Source organism: Arthrobacter sp. H20, assembly GCF_000520515.1.
Lineage (GTDB): Bacteria > Actinomycetota > Actinomycetes > Actinomycetales > Micrococcaceae > Arthrobacter_D.
The window spans coordinates 41,546-61,117 of the sequence record NZ_KI914748.1; the positions used below are offsets into that span (position 1 = coordinate 41,546).

General features: G+C 61.6%; 20 protein-coding genes and 1 pseudogene. 6 read left to right on the plus strand and 15 right to left on the minus strand.

All coding sequences use genetic code 11. The features are described 5' to 3' along the window. Positions 1 to 2 precede the first annotated feature (2 nt). The 10 genes and pseudogenes from Y703_RS23185 to Y703_RS0113945 all read right to left on the minus strand — a co-directional run bounded on the left by Y703_RS23185 (position 3) and on the right by Y703_RS0113945 (position 9,233). On the minus strand, positions 3 to 395 hold the full coding sequence (locus Y703_RS23185; RefSeq protein WP_253908054.1) for a site-specific integrase: 393 nt from the start codon (positions 393 to 395) through the stop codon (positions 3 to 5). 5 nt (positions 396 to 400) lie between these two features. Next, positions 401 to 976, minus strand: a complete 576-nt coding sequence (locus Y703_RS23190; RefSeq protein WP_253908055.1) for a hypothetical protein — start codon at positions 974 to 976, stop codon at positions 401 to 403. A 32-nt stretch (positions 977 to 1,008) separates the two neighbouring features. Next, positions 1,009 to 1,681 (minus strand): annotated as a pseudogene (locus Y703_RS21695) (DUF72 domain-containing protein). Between the two features lie 76 nt (positions 1,682 to 1,757). Beyond that, a complete protein-coding gene (locus Y703_RS0113915) occupies positions 1,758 to 3,341 on the minus strand; it encodes an alpha-amylase family glycosyl hydrolase (protein WP_026553189.1) in 1,584 nt (527 codons plus the stop codon). Next, positions 3,338 to 4,228, minus strand: coding sequence for a carbohydrate ABC transporter permease (locus tag Y703_RS0113920; RefSeq protein ID WP_081743552.1), 891 nt, complete (start codon positions 4,226 to 4,228; stop codon positions 3,338 to 3,340). The genes Y703_RS0113915 and Y703_RS0113920 overlap by 4 nt, the downstream gene beginning before the upstream one ends. Next, the gene (locus tag Y703_RS0113925) at positions 4,228 to 5,220 is read right to left on the minus strand and encodes a carbohydrate ABC transporter permease (protein ID WP_253908057.1); all 993 of its coding nucleotides are present in this window, start codon (positions 5,218 to 5,220) and stop codon (positions 4,228 to 4,230) included. The genes Y703_RS0113920 and Y703_RS0113925 overlap by 1 nt, the downstream gene beginning before the upstream one ends. Positions 5,221 to 5,298: 78 nt before the next feature. Beyond that, complete coding sequence (locus Y703_RS0113930; protein ID WP_026553192.1) at positions 5,299 to 6,621, minus strand: ABC transporter substrate-binding protein; 1,323 nt, start codon at positions 6,619 to 6,621, stop codon at positions 5,299 to 5,301. 53 nt (positions 6,622 to 6,674) lie between these two features. Continuing rightward, positions 6,675 to 7,658, minus strand: coding sequence for a LacI family DNA-binding transcriptional regulator (locus Y703_RS0113935; RefSeq protein WP_081743553.1), 984 nt, complete (start codon positions 7,656 to 7,658; stop codon positions 6,675 to 6,677). Positions 7,659 to 7,942: 284 nt separating this feature from the next. Further along, on the minus strand, positions 7,943 to 8,878 hold the full coding sequence (gene pheA / locus Y703_RS0113940) for a prephenate dehydratase (RefSeq protein ID WP_026553194.1): 936 nt from the start codon (positions 8,876 to 8,878) through the stop codon (positions 7,943 to 7,945). A 28-nt stretch (positions 8,879 to 8,906) separates the two neighbouring features. Then, complete coding sequence (locus Y703_RS0113945; protein WP_026553195.1) at positions 8,907 to 9,233, minus strand: rhodanese-like domain-containing protein; 327 nt, start codon at positions 9,231 to 9,233, stop codon at positions 8,907 to 8,909. Between the two features lie 92 nt (positions 9,234 to 9,325). Here Y703_RS0113945 and Y703_RS0113950 point away from each other — a divergent pair, with 92 nt between their 5' ends. The 4 genes from Y703_RS0113950 (at position 9,326) to Y703_RS0113965 (ending at position 14,640) form a co-directional block, all read left to right on the plus strand. Continuing rightward, a complete protein-coding gene (locus Y703_RS0113950; protein WP_026553196.1) occupies positions 9,326 to 10,078 on the plus strand; it encodes a Type 1 glutamine amidotransferase-like domain-containing protein in 753 nt (250 codons plus the stop codon). After that, positions 10,075 to 11,493 (plus strand): amidase, encoded by a 1,419-nt coding sequence (locus Y703_RS0113955; RefSeq protein ID WP_026553197.1) that lies wholly within the window; start codon positions 10,075 to 10,077, stop codon positions 11,491 to 11,493. The genes Y703_RS0113950 and Y703_RS0113955 overlap by 4 nt, the downstream gene beginning before the upstream one ends. A 16-nt stretch (positions 11,494 to 11,509) precedes the next feature. Continuing rightward, the gene (locus tag Y703_RS0113960; RefSeq protein ID WP_026553198.1) at positions 11,510 to 12,976 is read left to right on the plus strand and encodes a peptide MFS transporter; all 1,467 of its coding nucleotides are present in this window, start codon (positions 11,510 to 11,512) and stop codon (positions 12,974 to 12,976) included. A 134-nt stretch (positions 12,977 to 13,110) separates the two neighbouring features. Continuing rightward, positions 13,111 to 14,640, plus strand: coding sequence for a long-chain-fatty-acid--CoA ligase (locus Y703_RS0113965; protein WP_026553199.1), 1,530 nt, complete (start codon positions 13,111 to 13,113; stop codon positions 14,638 to 14,640). 44 nt (positions 14,641 to 14,684) lie between these two features. Here the strand turns inward: Y703_RS0113965 and Y703_RS22225 are convergent, their stop codons facing one another. After that, entirely contained in the window at positions 14,685 to 14,837 is a 153-nt protein-coding gene (locus Y703_RS22225; RefSeq protein ID WP_155849541.1) for a hypothetical protein, read from the minus strand. A gap of 65 nt (positions 14,838 to 14,902) precedes the next feature. On the opposite strand from Y703_RS22225, the gene Y703_RS0113975 reads away from it, so the two are divergent. Next, the gene (locus tag Y703_RS0113975; RefSeq protein WP_173400639.1) at positions 14,903 to 15,529 is read left to right on the plus strand and encodes a class I SAM-dependent methyltransferase; all 627 of its coding nucleotides are present in this window, start codon (positions 14,903 to 14,905) and stop codon (positions 15,527 to 15,529) included. Between the two features lie 93 nt (positions 15,530 to 15,622). After that, a complete protein-coding gene (gene pgm, locus Y703_RS0113980) occupies positions 15,623 to 17,257 on the plus strand; it encodes a phosphoglucomutase (alpha-D-glucose-1,6-bisphosphate-dependent) (RefSeq protein ID WP_026553201.1) in 1,635 nt (544 codons plus the stop codon). Between the two features lie 47 nt (positions 17,258 to 17,304). On the opposite strand, the gene Y703_RS23195 is transcribed toward pgm, so the two are convergent. Genes Y703_RS23195 through Y703_RS23205 form a run of 4 tightly spaced genes read right to left on the minus strand, consistent with a single transcriptional unit; the run spans position 17,305 to position 19,514 of the window. Further along, complete coding sequence (locus Y703_RS23195; RefSeq protein ID WP_253908058.1) at positions 17,305 to 17,562, minus strand: aldehyde dehydrogenase family protein; 258 nt, start codon at positions 17,560 to 17,562, stop codon at positions 17,305 to 17,307. After that, entirely contained in the window at positions 17,546 to 18,691 is a 1,146-nt protein-coding gene (locus tag Y703_RS20045) for an aldehyde dehydrogenase family protein (RefSeq protein ID WP_253908059.1), read from the minus strand. Before Y703_RS20045 ends, Y703_RS23195 begins: the two co-directional genes overlap by 17 nt. Beyond that, the gene (locus tag Y703_RS23200) at positions 18,688 to 19,119 is read right to left on the minus strand and encodes an SDR family NAD(P)-dependent oxidoreductase (RefSeq protein ID WP_343212907.1); all 432 of its coding nucleotides are present in this window, start codon (positions 19,117 to 19,119) and stop codon (positions 18,688 to 18,690) included. The genes Y703_RS20045 and Y703_RS23200 overlap by 4 nt, the downstream gene beginning before the upstream one ends. Beyond that, positions 19,047 to 19,514 carry an SDR family NAD(P)-dependent oxidoreductase gene (locus tag Y703_RS23205; RefSeq protein ID WP_253908060.1) on the minus strand — a complete coding sequence of 156 codons (468 nt, stop codon included), beginning with the start codon at positions 19,512 to 19,514 and terminating at the stop codon, positions 19,047 to 19,049. The genes Y703_RS23200 and Y703_RS23205 overlap by 73 nt, the downstream gene beginning before the upstream one ends. Between the last annotated feature and the right edge of the window lie 58 nt (positions 19,515 to 19,572).

Genomic DNA, 19,572 nt, shown 5'->3' on the forward strand with positions numbered 1-19,572 from the left:
CACTACGCTTTAAGCAGACCGCGAACAGCCTTTTCGGAGGCGGAATAGCTGCCAATCTCGATAACCTCACCCGCCATGAAGCGGTCGACGAGCCACGGATCGACATAAGAGCGCTTCGCAACCGCCGGAGTATTGCCGAGCTTCTCAGCGACCGCGCGCATCGTTGCAGCTACAGCTTTCTGCCGGGCGGTCCTGCTGGTGGCCAGCAAGTCGCTGCGGGCCAGGTCCATGGCCGCCACGACTGTGGCCTGCCAGGTCCGGAAATCCTTGGCCGTGAAACCCTCACCAGTGACTTGCCGGAGGAACCCGTTCAGTTGCGATGCGTCGACGCGATGCCATGCGCCGTCGGCAGTGCGGTAGGCAAGGGCGGTGTCGGCCTGTTCGCGCTTCAGCATGGGCCTCATTGCCGCCGCCAGGTCGCCATCCTGACACTTGATTCCCACTGCTGACCACTTTTCCCAGGGAATTCGAAGGTAATCACGGGGCCCTTGATACGGACGTGTTCCACCTGCAGAGTTGTGACTCCAAAGGATCCGTTGGTTTCGGCGTACTGTTCGGAGCCGATCCTCAGCGACCCCGAATCTACTATCCGCAGGGCAGCAGCAAAAGCACGCTCCCGAGCCATGCCCTCACTGCGCAAGTGAGAAGTAATGACCCGTCGTGCTGCTGGCAGCTTCTCCCCGAATTCCAGGGCTCGATCGAACTTTTCGCGATCCTTCTTTTCCCGCCACGCTGTGTGATAAACGTACTGACCGCGACCCGCAGCATCGGTGCCCAACGCCTGGCTATGTCCGTTGGAATAGGGAGCAATCCAGACATCCTGCCAGGCTGGCGGTATGGTCAGCTCCTTGATGCGCCGAAGCCCGGAGGGGTCGCGCAACGGAGTCCCGGCTGCTGACCGGTAGCCGAACCCCTTCCCGTGCCGACGGCGGGTGATGCCCGGCTTTTCACAGTCACTGCGGCGAAGTCGAGGCATTTGGGCCACCTTTCCGGATCAAGAAGATCAGCCTACTGCCTATCTAGGAATCTGGCACCGGGCGGCGGGTTCTGGAGGCGGCCGTCGCGGAGAATGGCCAGCAGGGTCTCGACGTTCCACGCCGCGTTGCCGCCGCCGTCAGTGTTGAAGTAGACAGAGATGTCCTTGCCCGCCCCCTTCCACTCTCGGATCCGGCCCGCTCACCAGTGCAGATCGGCGTCGGAGTAAGAGTCGCCGCATAGGTGCTTGGAGTCGGTCCCGTGCATCCGCAGAAAGACAAACGGTGCAGTTGCCCGTAGTACGCACTTCAGGTTTGCACCGCTCATGACGCAATACGCTGCACCGTGTCGTTCCGACTGCAGGCCGGCGGGAGCTGGACGAGCAGGATCGAGCGTTTATCACCGAGTTCTTGCCAGCAGCCGGTGATGCGCTCTACTCACACCTCGGACTGATACAGCTTCTTGCAATGAGTAAGTCCCCGTGGCGCTTTGACGGAAAGGAGAAGCCTTCAGGAAGCCTTGTCCGCCAGCCCGCGGACGTGGTTTCGCGAGGCCGACGTTAGAAGCTCTCGTTGAGTTCTACCGTTCCGAACCGCTGCGCGTAGTAGCTGAGCCCTTTGCTGGAGGCTGTCCCCGCGGGATAAACGACTTCACTCCAATGGTCATAACTCCAATTGGATGTGCCGATGTGAATACCCTTGACCAGTTCAGGTTACCCAGCCACGAGGGCCGGTGGGCTCGGGTGTCGGGATCTTAATGTGGGGTCCCTGCCCCACGGCTTTTTAGTTCTGTAGCACCCAGGCCGCATTATCCGGTTCAAGCCACCCCTCCACGGCTTGGGGTGAGGAAGCAATGATCACCGCGCTGCCCGTGGGTAACCGTGCTGGTTCATCGCCCATGGCCACAGCAACTAAGAAATCCGACCCGCGTTCGCAGATGAGCAGGTTTCCGTTCTCCACCCGCCACGCGCCAGCATCGTTCGGGTTGAGCACGCCTTTGAACGCCAACTGGCGCCGTAATTCAAGTGCGGAGATGATCAGACGAAGCGTTGAATCCGGGTTCTCCTGATGCACCTCAACAGCTGATGATCCCCACGACGGCGGAAGTGGAAGCCACGGCGACGAAGTTGAGTCGGCGAGAGAAAAGCCATGGGACCTTTCGGGTGACACCGTCCATGGGAGCGGCACTCTCGCGCCGTCGCGGGAAACTCCACCACGTTCCCACATAGGGTCGACCCGGGCTGCAAGGGGCACCTCAACCTCGGGAAGCCCGAGTTCCTGCCCCTGATAGATATAGGCACCACCCGGCAGACCAAGAATGGCCAGGAGGCCTGCGCGCGCCCGCGCTGCACCGCGACTACCGCCGCCAAAGCGTGTTGCCGAGCGAACGATGTCATGGTTTTCCAAAGCCCAAGTGGGTGATGCACCGTGTTCCAGCCGGGCTGCTTCAAGCTCGCGCCCAACAGCAACCCACTCATTCGTGTCCCAGCCAAGACGGACAAACGCAAAGGCGAACGCCTGATGCATTTCGTCGCTGCGCGTATACCGAGCAGCGCGATGCGGTTCGAGGTTGACCTCGCCCACAAGGAAGCGCTCCGGAGTATAGGAATCGGTTAGCGTTCGCCAGCGCCGATACACTTCATGGACCTCCTCCTGGTCCGACACGAGTGGATTAGACCTGAGCCCGTCAATGACGGCGCCGGTCGTGGCCGCATCCGGCAGACCCTCAGCCTTGAACAACGCATGTGCAACGTCGATGCGCAATCCATCGACTCCCCTGTCGAACCAGAAACGCAGCACGTCCGCAAAGAAATCCCCCACCAGGGGATTCCGCCAGTTCCAGTCAGGTTGCGCCGAGGAGAACAGGTGCAGATACCAATCCAGGTCGGAGTCCGAGCCGGGGTTCACGCGGCTCCACGCGCTCCCCCCGAAGACACTCTGCCAATTATTCGGGGGTGTAACGGCGTCCGGTCCGGCTGCGAAATGGAACAGCGCCCGCTCGGCAGAACCTGGCGAAGATTTGATCGCCTGTTGGAAGAGCGGGTGCTCTGATGAGCAGTGGTTGGGAACGACGTCGAGCACAATCCGCAGTCCCAGCGAGTGGGCAAGATCGAGAAGCTGATCGAATTGCTGAAGGGTTCCAAAGAGAGGGTCGACGTTACAGTAATCGCTGACGTCGTAGCCCTGATCGACCTGTGGTGAGGGCTGGAACGGAGTCAACCAGATTCCGTCCACGCCGAGAGACGCAAGGTACGGAAGTCGGGCCAAAAGACCCGATAAATCCCCTACGCCATCGCCATCGCCATCGGCGAAAGACCTAGGATATACCTGATAGATGACAGCTGTCTGCCACCATGGATCGTTCATTTGGTGGCCCCGGAGGTGAGGCCCTCAACAATGCGGCGTTGGAAGATCAACACCATGATGACGAGTGGGATGGTAACGATTACGCCGGCCGCCATCTGCTCGCCAAACGGAGCCTGGAACTCGGTGGCTCCCGTGAACTTCGAAATGGCGACCGTAGCCGTCTGAACAGCTGGATCGTTGACCATTGATAGTGCGATGATGAACTCATTCCAGCTGTGGATGAACGTGAGGATCGCGGTAGTGAAGACGCCCGGCGCAGCCAGTGGTAACAAAACTTTTCGAAATGCCTGCCATTTACTGCAGCCGTCGATCATGGCGGCTTCCTCAAGGTCGAACGGCAGTGACTTCATGAACGTCGTCAGGTTCCACACCGCCAACGGAATGGCGAAGGACAGGTTCGGCACGATCATCGCCTGATAGGTATTGATCCAGCCAATGTCGGTGAATAACCTCAGCAATGGTACGACGACTGAGATCCCGGGGAACATCGACGTTGCGATGATGACCCCGAGGATCACCGATTTGAACCGGAAGTTGAGCCGTGAAATGGCGTATGCCGCAAAGATTCCCAGCACCAGGGCGGCTGCCGTGGTCACACCCGCCACGATCAGGCTGTTGAGCAGCGCCTGCCCAAACAGGGTGGAACCATCGAAGACTTTGATGTAGTTCTCAGCAGAGAACGGCTGGGGAAGGAGGCTGTTGTCGAAAATGTCCGCTGTGCGGCGGAAGCTAGACACGAGCATCCAATAAAACGGCGCCAGGCAGTAGACGAGGATTGCTGCGAGGCCCAGGTATACGGAATAGGACTTCCAGCCACGTTTGCGGACCACCCGCGGGGGTGCTTCAGCCGGTGTGTCTACGGGAGTGAGAACGGGAATCTGGGTCATCAGAGAGCCTTGGCCTTTCGGGTGCTGGTGGCCCGGCGCAATGCCCGCACCTGCTTGGTTCCGGCGACATCCGCGCCGAGGAGCTTGACGAACACGATTGCAACGAGCGCCACGTAGAGGAACAGGATGACCGCAAAGGCCGAGGCCGAGCCGTACCGCAGCTGATTCGATTCGTCGAAGGCAAGCATGGAGAGAGTTTCGACCGATTCCTTACCTGGACCAATGAGCACAAACGGTAGGTCGAACATCCTCAGCGCATCGAGGAGGCGGAACAGCACCGCGACGAGGAGGGTCGGCTTTACGAGCGGAAGGGTGATGGACCGGAACTGGCGCCAGAAGCCAGCACCATCGATCTTTGCTGCCTCATAGATTTCCTCTGGAATGATCTGCATGCCCGCGAGGACGAGGAGACCGATAAAGGGGGCTGTCTTCCAGACTTCAGCCACGATGATGGCCACCTTCGCGGCGACGCCTTCGGCGGTCCAGAGGGTTTCGCTGCCGATGAGGCTGTTGGCGATGCCGTCAGATTGAAAAATCCACCGCCACAGCAAACCCGACACGGCAGTGGGGATAGCCCAGGGGATCAGGATGCTCGCGCGGAGAAAGCTCCGGCCGCGGAAGGCTCGGTTCATCGCGATCGCGAGGCAGAGCCCCAAAACCGTCTCGAGCGTGACGGTTGTGACGGTGAAGAATGTGGTGTTACCGAATGCGTTAAGGAAGCGGGCGCCCGACTCACCTACGAAGAGGTCGGCATAGTTGCCAAGCCCGACGAAGACTTCGCCTTCGGCAACGAATCCACTGGCATCGAGGCCAGACTGCTCACGGAACATGGACTGGTACAGCGCCGAGACCAGTGGGTATGCAATGACAAGGGCCAGGACGAGGAGGGTCGGGGAGAGCAGCAGCGCTGCCATCCGGCCTTCCCCTGCGCTCCGGTTACCGGACTTTGTTCGTCCGGGCGACCGCGGAGACGCGGCGATTCTCGTGCTCATGGGGTCCTCACTGGGTGCTGGACAAGTTCGGGTACCTATCGTGTCCGCACGGACGGTTCCGGGCGGACACGATAGGAGTTAATCGGCGGACAGTTCCTCGAGCTTTGACTGCATGTCGGCAAGCGCTGTTTCGGGATCCTTATCGCCAGTAAGCGCCGCGTACGCTTCTTCTTGGATCGCCGTGGTGGTAGCGCCATACTGGACTACCTTCGGGCGGGGTTGCGCGTTCTCAAGTGATTCGAGCAGCGTGGGGTAGAACGGTCGCTGCTCCACGACGGAGGGGTCCTCGAGGAGCGACGGATACACCGGCGCACGCGAGCTCTTGTCGAGTCGCGCACGGGACTCCTCTTCGCTGGTGAAGAACTTGATGAAGTCCAGGGCTGTGGCCTTATTTGCCGTGAACGGCGAGACGGCGAGGTTGCGGCCCCCAAGGGTTGAGACGCCGGGATTCTCTCCTATACCGGGAACCGAACTGATGCCGAACTTGTCTACCACCTGACTTGAGCCGTCGGTGGCGGTCAAAGAGGCGTAAACGAATGGCCAGTTGCGAAGGAACACCACTTCGCCGTCCTGAAAGGCACGTCGCCCCTGTTCTTCGAGGTATGTGATGGCGTCACTCGCAACGAGACCGTTGGCGAAGGCATCACTCAACTGGGTCAATCCAGCCAAGGCTTCGGGCGTATCGACGGTCGGGCTACCGTCCTCGTCGAACACTGTGCCACCTGCCGACGCTACGGCCTCCGTGAAGTTCACTGTGAGCGCCTCGTTCTTATCAAACTGGCCCGCGTAGCAAGACATGTCATCGCCCTCGGGAAGAGCAAGGATCGCGTCACAGGCGCCCTCCATTTCATCCCAGGTTGCTGGCGGCGAGTCAATCCCTGCCGCTTCCAGCAGGTCAGTTCGGTAATAGAGCAGTGCGCCATCCGTGTAGTAGGGAGCTCCGTAGAGTGTGTCGCGATAGGACGCAGCATTGACCGTCGCGGGAATCATACTGTCGGTGGGCAGCGCGTCCTCGGGAAGCGGCTGAATCCAACGGTTCGCCGCGAACTCGGAGGTCCAGACGACGTCAAGGTTCAACACACTGAAGGTGTCCGACTCAATTTGAGCGTTCTGGATCAGCTGCTGGCGCTGCTGGTCTGCGGAGTCCGGTAGCTCGATCAGGGTGACTTGCTCATCGGGATGCTCAGAATTCCATTTGTCGAGGCTGTCCTGTGCAGCGCCCGAAGCATCCCGCGAAGAGACGTAATTGATGGGGCCGCGACCCTCAAATTCCGCTTCCGACAGGGCCGTCCCTTCGTCATCGGATACTTCGCCACCAGCGCAGCCTGAAAGTGCGAGGGCGGAGATAGCAAGTGCTGCCGTGCCGAAAAGGATGTGCCGGTTGTGGCGACGTTGCCTCATGTACTGCTCCTTGTGTGATTGTTGATATTGCCGAAGGGAATTGTGAAATGCGGCTAGGAAGTGGCCCGGGGCGTGGCAGTTGAACCGCGCTTGATCAATCGGTGCGGAACCACCCGTGGACCGAGATCTCGTGACCGAAGAATTTTCCTCACTGCAATCTGCCCCATTTCCTCAAGCGGCTGAGCGATGGTGCTGAGGGCCGGATGGACGTGCTGCGAGGTTGAGGTGTTGTCAAAACCAAGCACGGAAACGTCCTCGGGAACCCTTCGGCCAAGTTTTTGAAGTTCGTTGACGACAGCGGCACCCATTTCATCGCTCATGGCAAAAATGGCAGTCAGGCCCGGGTCTTGCTGAAGGAGTTCCGCCAAACCCGGCGCACCGCTTTCGTAGAAGAACGTGCCGGCGGCGGTGACCGTCGCGCAGCCGGCCTCAGTCATAGCCCGTTCATAGCCGCGCTGCCGAGGCTTTGCCACAAAAATGGATACCGGATCACCAGCGAGTAAACCGATGCGCCGATGACCGAGCATCAAGAGGTGCCGCGTGGCATCATAGGCAGCGAGTTCATCGTTGATCGCAACGCTTGGTGAACCGGAATTATCACTGATGGCAACCGAGATGATCGGGATGGCGGGGCCAAGGAGCTGACGCATCTCCGGGGTAATAACGGCCGAGATGAGAATGACCCCAGCGGCGCGGTATGTGCGAAGGGTCCTCAGGTAACCGGCGATGAAGGTGGACTTCACGCCCGTCCGGCCCAGCATGACAGCGTAGCCGTGCTCCCGGGCAGCATCCTCAACTCCACGCATCACTTCGGATGCAAGGGCATCGGACACCATTGGCGCGAGGAGGCCGATGACTGACGTTTGACGGGTCTTGAGGGTTCGCGCGAGGGAATCGGGCTCGTAGTTGAGTTTCACAACAGCCTGTTCCACGCGCTGGCGTGTGGCGTCTGTGTAGCCCAGCAGGCCGTTGACCACCCTGGACACCGTGGCTGGTGAAACACCCGCTTCTCTGGCGACATCCCGAATGGTTGTCACGGGTTCCTCCCCTCTGAGGCCTCACAGAAAGATCTTTCACGCAAACGGTTTACGTAAACGGTTTCGTGACTTGCAGCACTAACCGTAAGTCGGGGAAAGAGGAAATACCTCACGTTTCGTAAACACGTGGCCTAACCGCAGAATCCGATCAACATTTATTGGTCTGCCTGAGCATGCCGCACCTCCTTCAAAGTGGGCGCAGGGGTACCTTCCGAGGCGCTTTTGGCCCCGCGCCGGAGTCGGGGCGACCAAGCAGCCTGAGTGCGCTGACTGCAGGCAATCACCTAATCATTCTGCTGGAGTGATTCCACCCAGATCCGCGCGGCTGTGAAGGCTTCATCAGTGGTGTGCCTGGCCACTGAGTGCTCGCGGCGGTCGGCCCTGGCATACGAACCGAGGAACCGGAGGTGGGGGCTGATCCGGTGTAAACCCTTCAACGCGTCAGCTACCCGGGCATCGGCAAGATGGCCTTCAGCATCGATGCTGAAGAAGTAGTCGCCCAGGAACTGGCCGGTAGGCCTGGACTCGATCCGGCTCAGGTTCACTCCACGCGCGGCAAACTGATCAAGGATTTCCATCAGCGCGCCTGGGTGGTCTTCTGGCAGGGGGATCACCAGTGTGGTTTTGTCAGCGCCGGTTGGTCGAGGAAGCACATTGGGCTGGCTGACCAGGATGAACCGGGTTACGGCATCTGCGACGTCGCCGATGTGACTCCCCAACACGGCCAGGCCCAGCCGTTCAGCAACCAAGGGGGAGCAGATTGCTGCGTCGTAGGGACACTCAGCTTCCAGGAGGCCTACGGCGGCGGCTGCAGTCGATGAGCCAGGCATATATTCTGCATCGGTAATATTGCGGGAGGTCCATAATTGGCACTGCGCCCACGCGTGTCCGTGGGTGGAGATGGTGCGTACGTCCGAGAGATGAACCCCGGGTTTAGCGACGAGGACAAAGGTGATCGGAACAAGTACCTCGCGGACAATCCGCAGGGGATCGCCCTGCGCAATAGCGTCAAGGGTGGCGCTTACTCCGCCCTCGACTGAGTTCTCAATTGGCACCATCGCAGCGTCGACGACGCCGTTTCGTACCAGGTCCAACGCTGCATTGACCGTCGGCGCCGGAACCCGACGGGCGACGTCGGCGCCCGGAACCTGCAGCAGCGCCGCCTCTGTGAAGGTGCCTTCGGGGCCCAGGAAGGTGTAGGACACCTCAGTAGCGGCCATGCTCATGGTTTCCTCAGAGGTTTCATTCTCATAGGACGGTGGGGGGCTGGTCGGTGTCGGAAACCATCGGCTTAGCTGCCTCAAGCCACGCACCCATCCCACCGTTGACGTTCACTGCCGTGTAGCCGTTGGCCACCAGCCACTGTGCTACCCGCTGCGAGCGGCCGCCGGTCCGGCAGATCACATGCAGGTCGGTATCCGGATCGAGCTCGTCCAGCCGGGCGGGTATCTGCTCCATCGGTATGTGGATCGCCCCGTCAATGTGTCCTGCCTCCCATTCGTAGTCCTCCCTGACATCCAGGACGGCGGTATTCTCGGCAATCGACTCGATCGAGACGTTCTCAAACTCGTTCATCAGCAAACCCCTTCCGATGGGTCGTATTCCGCCCAAGCCTATAGTGGGAGGCGGGCCTCGCCCACAACGCTGCACCCACTCGGGAGGTAACAATGGCTGCTGATCAACCCACTATCCTCGCCACGTCGGGGGGCTATCGGAGAGGACGGCGAGTGGACCTCGAGTTCAACCTCCTGATGCACCACGCCGTTGAGCTCTCAGGTGTCACCGGGCGCCGCCCCAGGGTCACCTATGTGGGGACCGCTGGAGGTGACTCTCGGGAGTGGAACCAACGCTTCACCGAGGCTGCCCGAATCGCTGATTTTCAGGGGTCCTGCCTGAACCTGTTCACGATGCCGAACATCGATCCGCTGGAGGACCACCTGCTGTCCCAGGACGTGGTGTGGGTCGGTGGAGGATCGGTGGCAAACCTTCTCGCCGTCTGGCGCGTCCATGATCTCGATCAGTTGTTCCACCGTGCCTGGCAAGCCGGTGTAGTACTCGGAGGTGTCTCAGCTGGATCCATCTGTTGGTTCCGTGGCGGAGCAACCGACTCCTTCGGACCGGAACTGCAACCGGTCACGAATGGCCTCGGGTTCCTTCCCTACGGAAACGGTGTTCACTATGACTCCGAGGAGGCACGACGGCCGCTGATCCACCGCATGGTGGCCGCCGGAACCCTGGGTGAAACACACTGCACTGACGACGGCGTCGGGCTGGTCTATCACGGGACCACACTCGTGGAGGCAGTCAGCGAGATTCCCGGTAAGAGCGCCTACCTTGTTCGGGCCGGTGCCGGGGACAGCGTCGACGCTATAGCAGTCGAGGAACCATTGGAAACCAGACTTCTGGGGAGTAGTCAGTGACCGAACTTCACCAGCTGACAGCCCTGGCTCAGCGTGAAGCCATTGCCCGAGGGGACCTGAGCTCCCGCGAACTGACGTCTCACTACCTGAGTCGGATCGAGGAGATCAATCCGGGGCTCGGTTCCTTCGTCACAGTGACCGGAGAGTTGGCGATGCAGGAGGCCTCAGCAGCCGACAAGCGTCGTAGCTCGTCGGCCGCGGGGACACTCCCGGTGCTGCATGGGATGCCGCTGGCGCACAAAGACCTGACCGACATCGCAGGAGTCACCACGAGCCTCGGCACCGCCGCCCTGCCCCCGGTGATCGCGACCAGTGACTCTCCGCTGGTCGCCATCCTGCGCCGCGCCGGCGCCATCAGCCTCGGAAAAACCCAAGTGCCTGAGTTTGGCTTGAGCTGCCACAGCGAGAATGACATTGCCCCGGCGGCCCGCAACCCGCTCGATCCCTCCCTGAGCCCGGGTGGCTCGTCCGGGGGCAGCGCGGCTGCGGTAGCTTCGGGCATGATCCCTTTTGCCCCGGGCAGCGACGGGGGCGGATCGGTCCGCATACCGGCGTCGGCCACCGGACTCATCGGGCTCAAGCCGAACCGTGGCCGGATACCGGCGCTCTCGGGTCAGGCCGATCTGGGCCAGCTTGTGGTGGCTGGTCCGCTGGCGCGCACGACGGCGGATGCCGCCCTTCTCCTCGACGCGATGGTGGACGCCCCGAATTATCGGGCTACCAGCGCCGCGCCGGCGCCGTCGTCGTTTCTCGACGCAGCGCTTCAAGCCGTTGGCGCCTTCCGAATTGGGGCCAGCACCCTCTCTCCGTTCGCTTCGGCATTCGAGATCACGTTGGACCCCGAAGCGCGCGCCGCCTATGAAAAGGGAATCGAGGCGCTTATCTCGGCTGGACACGACGTGGTGGACACAGCACTGACCTACGACACTCGTTACCATGAGGCGTTCCAGACCGTGTGGACGGCGTCGCTGGCGACAGCGCCCATCCCTCCCGGCACTGAGCGGCTGCTGACACCGCTTTCCCGAACGATGCGGCGGCGGGCGCTATCCAGCAGCGCTGCTGACCTGGTCACAGCGATCGACATCCTGCGGCAGTTCGAGCAGGACACCATTGCCCAATACTCGGCGTATGACTTCATCCTTACCCCAGCGCTCGGACAGACACCTCGCCCGATCGGTTGGTACACCTCCGAGGATGGGGACACCGATTACCTCAGGCAATGCCAGTACTCCCCGTTCACCTCAATGGTCAATGTCTGTGGCCTGCCCGCCATAGCGCTGCCGACTCTGACCACTGCCGCTGGGCTGTCAATGGGAATCCAGCTCATCGGACGGCCCAGTGCCGAGGCGCAACTGCTGGCAGTGTCAGCCCAACTGGAATTGGCTGCCAGCCCGGGTGACACCTCCGCGCCATAGTGACACCATCGTGTCTATGAGCCCACCACATAATTCCCCGCCCCGCTCGGCGGATATCTCATTCTTCGGCCACCCTCGAATGCTGGCCCATCTCTTCAGTCTTGAAGTGTGGGAACGGTTCTCCTTCTATGGAATGCAGGCAATTCTTGCGTTCTACATGTACTTCGAAGTCACAGACGGTGGCTTGGGCATTGAGCAGGGCCTTGCCCTGACCCTGGTCGGCGCCTATGGCGGAAGTGTCTATCTCTCAACGATTCTCGGTGCATGGCTGGCGGACCGTGTCGTGGGTTCCGAAAAGGCCCTGTTCTACTCAGCCGTCCTCATCATGCTGGGACACATCTCCCTGGCCCTCCTCCCCGGCGGGGTAGGTCTGACTATAGGACTAGCGCTAGTCGGCATCGGCTCCGGCGGGTTGAAGGCAAACGCCACTTCGCTGGTCGGCACCCTGTACCGCAAAGAGGACCAGCGACGCGACGCCGGGTTCTCCATCTTTTACATGGGCATCAACATCGGAGCCCTATTTGGTCCACTGCTCACGGGGTGGTTGCGGGACACCGCTGGATTCCACATCGGATTCGGCGCCGCGGCGGTGGGTATGGCAATCGGGCTAGTGCAGTACTCGATAGTCCGCAAGAACTTCTCTCCCGACGCGCACGTCGTCGAGAACCCACTTCCTCGGTCCCAATACCTCCGCTGGATCGCCATCGCAGTCGCCGCTGTTGCGGTGCTGACTGTCGCCTTCCTCATCGGCTGGATCAGCACCGACAATCTGGCACAGGTCATGGCCTGGGCGGCCATCCTCGCGGCCGCAGGCTACTTCGCTGTCATCCTCACCAGTTCGAAGGTTTCTGCTTCGGAACGAAAGCAAACCATGGCTTTCATCCCGCTGTTTATTGCCGGCGCCGCGTTCTGGGCCCTCTACCAGCAGCTGTTCACGCTGATCATTGTTTACTCCGAGGAACGGCTGGACCGGAACTTCTTCGGCCTTGAGATTCTGCCCGAGTGGATCGTTTCCTTCGTGCCGGTGTACGTCATCGTGCTCGCCGGCGTTTTTGCGGCGATGTGGACCAAGCTGGGCGACCGGCAGCCATCATCACCCCTGAAGTTCGCTTTCGGATTGATTGGCATTGGCCTCGCCTACCTGATGTTCCTGCCATTTGCCGGAGGCGGCGCGAACACCACCCCGTTGATCGCCATGGCGCTCATTCTGTTGGTCTTCACTGTCGCTGAACTATTAATTTCCCCCATCGGGCTGTCGGTGGCCACCAAACTGGCACCAGAAGTCTTCAGGACCCAGATGGTTGCGCTGAACTTCCTTTCGATCTCGCTCGGGACAACAGTGTCAGGCATTCTGGCGAGCCGCTACGATCCGTCAACTGAGGGCACCTACTTCTCTGTGCTCGGCATCTCGGTGATAGTGCTCGGCGGCCTGCTGGTCATCGGCACCCCAGCCATCAAGAAGCTGATGATGGGCGTCCGCTAAGCTCCTCGATTTCCAACGGCGCCAACCCCACATGAGGTGACGCCGTCGTCAACCATTCACCACCCCATTGCGCGCCGCGCATCAATGAAACAGAATGTTACCCATCGGTAACTAGCCTGATCAAAGGAGATCGCGTGCCAAACCTCGCCAACAACCTTGCTCTAACTGCCCAACAGCACCCCGACTCGGTGGCGATCAGGCTGGATGACATGGACTTCACCTTCGCGGCGCTCGAAGAATGGAGTCAGCGGGTATCGGGGTTCATGGCACAGAAAGGAGTGCACCCTGGGGACCGGATAGCGCTCATCATGCCGAATATTCCACAGATGGCATTTATCTACTACGGTGTTCTTCGGTTCGGCGCGATAGTGGTCCCGTTGAACCCACTACTGAAGGCTCGCGAGATTGCCTATCACCTGAGCGACTCAGGGGCGCGCCTGGTTTTCGCCTGGGAAGGTGTAGCAGCCGAGGCGGAGTCCGCAGCTGGGCAGACGGCAGCAGCGGCCGACCAAGGAACCACCCTTGAGGTGATCACAGTGGATTCGGGCACTTTCCTCCAGCAGCTTTCAGCTGTGGAGCCGGTGCCACAGATAGCTGAAGTAGCTGCCGAGGACACCGCCGTCTTGCTCTACACCTCGGGCACCACCGGCCGGCCCAAGGGCGCCGCCCTGACTCACACCAACCTGCACCGCAATGCCGAGATCTCCCGGGATCTGATGGGCACAGCAGTTGGCGATGTGTTGTTCGGTGGCTTGCCGTTCTTCCATATTTTCGGGCAGACCTGCGCGCTGAACGCGTCGGTCCTGACCGGCGCGACCGTCACCCTCCTCCCCCGTTTCGAACCGGGAAAAGCGCTGGAGATCATCGCCCGCGATCGGGTGACCATCTTCGAAGGCGTTCCCACCATGTACATCGCAATGCTCCGTCACCCAGCGGTTTCCACCACTGACCTGTCGTCCCTACGGGTTGCAGTCTCCGGCGGTTCTGCCCTGCCGGTCGAGGTGCTGCACGAGTTTGAGCGGGTCTTCAGCGCTGAGCTCCTGGAAGGGTATGGCCTGTCCGAGACGTCCCCGATCGTCAGCTTCAACCGCCGCGGAACCGATCGCAAGCCTGGCTCGATCGGCACACCGGTGGATGGCGTTGAGGTCCGCATGCTCGACGTTGATGGGGTCGAGTTGCCGGCCGGCGAGGTTGGCGAACTCTCAGTCCGTGGCCACTGTGTCATGAAGGGCTACTGGAACAACGACGAAGCCACTGCCGCTGCCATCCCCGACGGCTGGTTCCGTACCGGCGATCTGGCCCGGTTCGACGAGGACGGCGCGATCTTTATTGTGGACCGCAAGAAGGATGTGATCCTCCGTGGCGGATACAACGTGTATCCGCGTGAAGTGGAGGAAGTTCTCTACGAGCATCCGGCGGTGGCCGAGGCGACAGTGATTGGAGTCCCGGATGAAGTCCACGGCGAGGAGATCGTCGCTGTAGTGGGCATCAAGACCGAAGCTGTGCCAACTGATGGTACGGCCCGCGATCGTCTCAGCGCCGAGATTCTCGAGTTCACCAAGGTACGCGTCGCCGCCTACAAGTACCCTCGACGGGTTGTGCTGGTGGAGGCTCTGCCTAAAGGACCGACCGGCAAAATCCTCAAACGCGAGATCCAGGTCTAGCGCCGGTCCTTGGCAATCACCTGCGGAGCGGAGTCACTGGCGGCTTAGGACTCGTCATCGTCCCCGCTCTTGATCTTTTCGCCGTCTGGCAGTTCGTTTTCCGGGCCGGGACCACCGTATCCGCCGGCATCGATTTCATCGGATCCGCCGACCGACTCCGCCGCATCGTCGCGTTCCTGATCGTTCTGTTCGCTCATGGGATGGCACCTTTCCTGCGTTTGGCTTAGTACACGGCGAACTTATCACCTCGAGGAGGTATTCGGTGGGCACACCAGAAGACCAGACGGCAAGGGTTTTGCGGGTTTGGGAGCGGAACGCTGAAAGCTATGACCGGGAAATCGCCTTTCTGGATCGGGTTTGGTTCAGCGGCGGCCGGGAATGGCTGGGTGCCCGGGCCACCGGTCGGATCCTTGAAGTAGCAGTCGGCACCGGACTGAACCTGCCCCATCTGGCGGCGGACTCGCAGGTAACCGGGATCGATCTCAGCCCGGCGATGCTTGCCATTGCCGCCAACCGAGCATCCCTCCTGGGCCGCGACGTGGACCTGCGGGTCGGCAACGCCGAGCAACTTCCCTTCGCCGACAACTCGTTCGACACCGTCCTGTGCGGGCTTTCGCTGTGCGGAATACCCAACCCGACCGCGGCAATCGGCGAAGCCAGGCGAGTGCTGGCGCCCGGTGGAAGCCTGCTTCTTCTCGATCACGTGGCGAGCACCTGGCCACCGATCTACGCGCTGCAATGGCTGCTGGAGCGCGTCACAGCGCGGGCGACTGGCGAGCATCTCACTCGCCGTCAGTTGCCCTTGGTGGAAGCCGCCGGATTCGCTGTAGTCGAAGTGGAGCGGCTTAAGGCTGGCTCGATTGAACGGATCCACGCTCGCAAACCCTGATCTTGTGGGTCTTCCGCGCTGCCTATACTGAACACTCGGCTACATTTTTCAGTCGGTGCTGTATTAGTTCTGGTTCTTTGGCATGCTGTAGCCATGGCAAACCGAGCGGGCACAGTCGCCCTCCCCAGCGATCTCGTCAATATTTCCTCGCTTCTGGATGCGTATTTCGACGTCGTCCCAGACCTGAGTGACCCAGCACAGCGGGTGGCGTTTGGCACGTCGGGTCACCGCGGATCCTCCCTGAAGGCGTCGTTCAATGAGGGCCACATCGCTGCGATCACCCAGGCGATCGTCGAATACCGGGCCGGCCAGGGGATCACCGGCCCCCTCTTCGTGGGCCGGGACACGCATGCGCTCTCCGAACCCGCCCAGCAGACTGCCCTTGAGGTGCTGGCCGCGAACAATGTCACGGTCAAGGTGGACGCGCGCGGCGCCTACACTCCCACCCCTGCAGTGTCCCACGCGATTCTTGCCCACAACTCGCGCGGCACGGATCAGGCCGACGGCATAGTCATCACCCCCTCGCACAACCCTCCCGGCGACGGCGGATTCAAGTACAACCCGCCGCATGGCGGACCGGCAGACTCGGACGCCACCAACTGGATCGCCGACCGGGCCAACACCCTGATGGAAGGCGGGCTCCGGGAGGTCCGGCGTGTCCCTGCGAGTCAGGCGCTGCAAGCGGAGGGCATTGGAACCTACGACTTCCTGCAGCACTATGTCGAGGACCTGCCCACCGTGCTCAATCTCGATGCCATCCGGGCCTCGGGGCTGCACATCGGAGCCGACCCCATGGGCGGGGCAGCGGTCGACTACTGGGGTGCCATCGGCGAGACCCACAACCTGAACCTGACCGTCGTCAACCCCGCCGTTGACCCCCAGTGGGCGTTCATGACCCTGGACTGGGACGAGAAGATCAGGATGGACTGTTCATCGCCGTCGGCCATGGCCTCGCTGATCGCGAGATCGGCAGAGTTTGATATCTCCACCGGGAACGACGCCGACGCCGACCGGCACGGGATCGTCACCCCCGACGCGGGGCTCATGAACCCCAACCACTACCTCGCCGTGGCCATTGACTACCTCTACCGGAATCGCCCGCACTGGCGGCAGGATGCCGTCGTCGGGAAAACGCTCGTCTCCTCGTCGATCATCGACCGGGTGGCAGCGGATCTGGGACGGACACTCGAAGAGGTCCCAGTGGGCTTCAAGTGGTTTGTACCGGGCCTGCTCTCCGGTGGGCTCGCCTTCGGTGGAGAGGAGTCAGCTGGGGCCTCCTTCCTGCGGCACGACGGCTCACCGTGGACCACTGACAAGGATGGCATTTTGCTGGCCCTGCTGGCCTCCGAGATCACTGCGGTCAGTGGAAGCACGCCGTCGCAGCACTACGCTGCACTGACCGAGAGGTTCGGTGATCCGGTCTACGCGCGCGTAGACGCTGCAGCAACGCGGGACGAAAAATCGGCGTTGGGGAAGCTGTCGCCGTCGGATGTCTCGGCCACCACTCTCGCCGGCGAGACTATCACCGCGAGGCTGACCACAGCGCCGGGCAACGGGGCATCGATCGGGGGGCTGAAGGTGACCACTGAAAATGCCTGGTTCGCCGCCCGCCCGTCGGGTACCGAGGATGTCTACAAGATCTACGCCGAGTCGTTCAAGGGCACAGATCACCTCAAGCAGGTCCAGGACGAGGCGAAGGCCCTTGTCGACGGAGTCATCGGCGGGTAACCGTCATCGCAGGGACGAGTTCGCGAGGGCCGACCCTGCGACCGTTGTCAGAGGACCCGCCGGAGCAGCCACTTCTTGAGCCCACTGTAGGGCGGGTAGGCAAGCCGCAGGGTATCGACGCCGGTCCCCTTTGAAAGGACTCCGCGTAGCTGGCTGAACGCGTCAAAGGAATAGCGGCCGTGATAGGCGCCGGTCCCGCTGTCACCGACGCCACCGAAGGGCAGCCCAGGAACTGTCAGGTGCAGATTACACGCGTTATGGGCTATCCCGCCGGCGCGGATGCGTGCTTCAAAGTCCTGCTGCACGGGTATCTGACGGCTGAAGAGGTAGGCGGCCAGGGGGGGCGGGGCGGGACTTGATGAAGCCAACGGCTTCCTCCATCCCGCTCACGGTCAAGACGGGCAGGATGGGGCCGAAGATTTCCTCTCGCATGACCGGCGAGTCCGGCTGCACCTCGCCCAGCACAGTGGGTTCGATGTACCGGGTGGAACGATCGTGGGCTCCGCCGGCAATGATGGTCCCGCTGCTGAGGAGTCCCACCAGCCGGTCAAAATGGGTCCCGTTGATGATTCGACCGTAGTCAGCACTGCGCTGCGGATCCCTGCCGTAGAATTCGGCGAGCGCCCGCTTCAAGTGTTTCAGTAGCTCCGGTTCCAGCCCCGCCTTCACCAACACATAGTCGGGTGCAACGCAGGTCTGGCCAGCGTTAAGGAACTTGCCAAATACCAGCCGCCGCGCCACAGCGCGGAGGTCGCCGTCCAGGACCACGGCTGGCGATTTACCTCCCAGTTCAAGCGTGACCGGGGTGAGCTGTTCAGCAGCGGCCTTCGCGACGATCTTCCCGACGCGAGCCCCTCCGGTGAAGAAGATGGAGTCGTATTTTTCGGCCAGCAGCAGGGTACTCACATCGGGGCCGCCCTCCACCACCTCCACAGCTGTGCCGTCCAGATAAAGAGGCAGCAACTCAGCGATCACTGCTGAGGTTGCGGGCGCCAATTCGCTCGGCTTCAGGACGGCGCAGTTCCCTGCAGCGAGCGCACCGACCAGAGGAGACAGGAGCAACTGCACCGGGTAGTTCCAAGGCCCAATGATCAATGCCACACCCAGGGGCTGGGGCTGACAGTGTGCTGACGCCGGCAGCAAACCGATCGGCACCGGCACCCGCTCAGTGCGGGTCCACTTTGCCAGATGGCGGAGGGCGAATTCGGCTTCTGCCCTCACCAATGAGAGCTCGGTGACCAGCCCTTCCAGCGGATTCTTGCCCAAGTCCGCCTGCAACGCAGCAGCGAAATCCTGCTCCCGATCGGCGAACATCCGGATCAGGCCGTTGAGCTGAGTGCGCCTCCATTCCAGCGGGCGGGTAATCCCACTATCGAAGGTCAGGCGTAGCCGCCCCGCCGCGGTCGCGGCGTCGACACCCGACAAGAGCGTCACTTCACCCGTCCGGTGAAGTGCTCCATCGAGCTGTACACCTTGAAGACGCGTCCGGCCACGACGTCCCACACCGGCTGGGGCAGAACACCCCGCAAGGCGCTACCCAGCGCCACCGACCAGGGCAACTGGAGACGGGGGCGTCCGTCGTACAGGGCCCGCCAGGCCTTGTCGACGACGTCGGCCGGGTCCATCAGCGGCGTGAACAGGGGGCCTCTCGCGCCCTCAAACATCCCGGTTCGAATGTGGCTGGGGATCAGGGTGGTGACCTTGACCTGGTGGTGCCCAGCCTCACGCAGTTCGAGCCGAAGCGAGTCACTCCACCCGATCACTGCCCACTTCGAGGCGGTGTAGACGCTCATCCGCGGTACCGAAAGGGTGCCGGAGGCGGACGCGACATTGAGGATGCGTGCCTGATCACCCGACGCGATAAGTCTGGCAGGAACTCTCGGGTCAGGTGCATCAGCGCCAGCGTGTTGATCTGCATCACCAGCGCAATGTCCGCCTGCTGCTCGTGCTCCCAGAAGTACTTTCCGCGAACGATCCCCGCATTATTGATCAGTACCGCTGGAGTTCCGACGTCGTTCCGGACGGCTGCTGCCGCCGTCGTGATCTCCTTCAGGGAGGCAAGGTCGACTACGTAACTGTGCACTGAGGACCCCGCGCCCCCCAGGGAATCGGCAGTCGCGTGGAGCGCATCCGCGTCAACATCCCAGAGGACGACGGCGGCGGCCCGGTCCCTGACCGCGCGTTCCGCGTATAACCGGCCCATCCCGCTGGCGGCACCGGTGATGAGGACTGTTCGACCTTCGACTGTGAAGGACATGAGTGCAACGTAACATCCCGCGGCGGGCGGTAGGATTTCCGACAGATCACCCACACCT

Bases quoted from the DNA above. Each gene is read 5' to 3' on its own strand.
- Y703_RS23185 (WP_253908054.1), bottom strand. From the start codon at position 395: ATGCTGAAGCGCGAACAGGCCGACACCGCCCTTGCCTACCGCACTGCC.
- Y703_RS23190 (WP_253908055.1), bottom strand. From the start codon at position 976: ATGCCTCGACTTCGCCGCAGTGACTGTGAAAAGCCGGGCATCACCCGC.
- Y703_RS0113915 (WP_026553189.1), bottom strand. From the start codon at position 3,341: ATGAACGATCCATGGTGGCAGACAGCTGTCATCTATCAGGTATATCCT.
- Y703_RS0113920 (WP_081743552.1), bottom strand. From the start codon at position 4,228: ATGACCCAGATTCCCGTTCTCACTCCCGTAGACACACCGGCTGAAGCA.
- Y703_RS0113925 (WP_253908057.1), bottom strand. From the start codon at position 5,220: ATGAGCACGAGAATCGCCGCGTCTCCGCGGTCGCCCGGACGAACAAAG.
- Y703_RS0113930 (WP_026553192.1), bottom strand. From the start codon at position 6,621: ATGAGGCAACGTCGCCACAACCGGCACATCCTTTTCGGCACGGCAGCA.
- pheA (WP_026553194.1), bottom strand. From the start codon at position 8,878: ATGGCCGCTACTGAGGTGTCCTACACCTTCCTGGGCCCCGAAGGCACC.
- Y703_RS0113945 (WP_026553195.1), bottom strand. From the start codon at position 9,233: ATGAACGAGTTTGAGAACGTCTCGATCGAGTCGATTGCCGAGAATACC.
- Y703_RS0113950 (WP_026553196.1), top strand. From the start codon at position 9,326: ATGGCTGCTGATCAACCCACTATCCTCGCCACGTCGGGGGGCTATCGG.
- Y703_RS0113960 (WP_026553198.1), top strand. From the start codon at position 11,510: ATGAGCCCACCACATAATTCCCCGCCCCGCTCGGCGGATATCTCATTC.
- Y703_RS22225 (WP_155849541.1), bottom strand. From the start codon at position 14,837: ATGAGCGAACAGAACGATCAGGAACGCGACGATGCGGCGGAGTCGGTC.
- pgm (WP_026553201.1), top strand. From the start codon at position 15,623: ATGGCAAACCGAGCGGGCACAGTCGCCCTCCCCAGCGATCTCGTCAAT.
- Y703_RS23205 (WP_253908060.1), bottom strand. From the start codon at position 19,514: ATGTCCTTCACAGTCGAAGGTCGAACAGTCCTCATCACCGGTGCCGCC.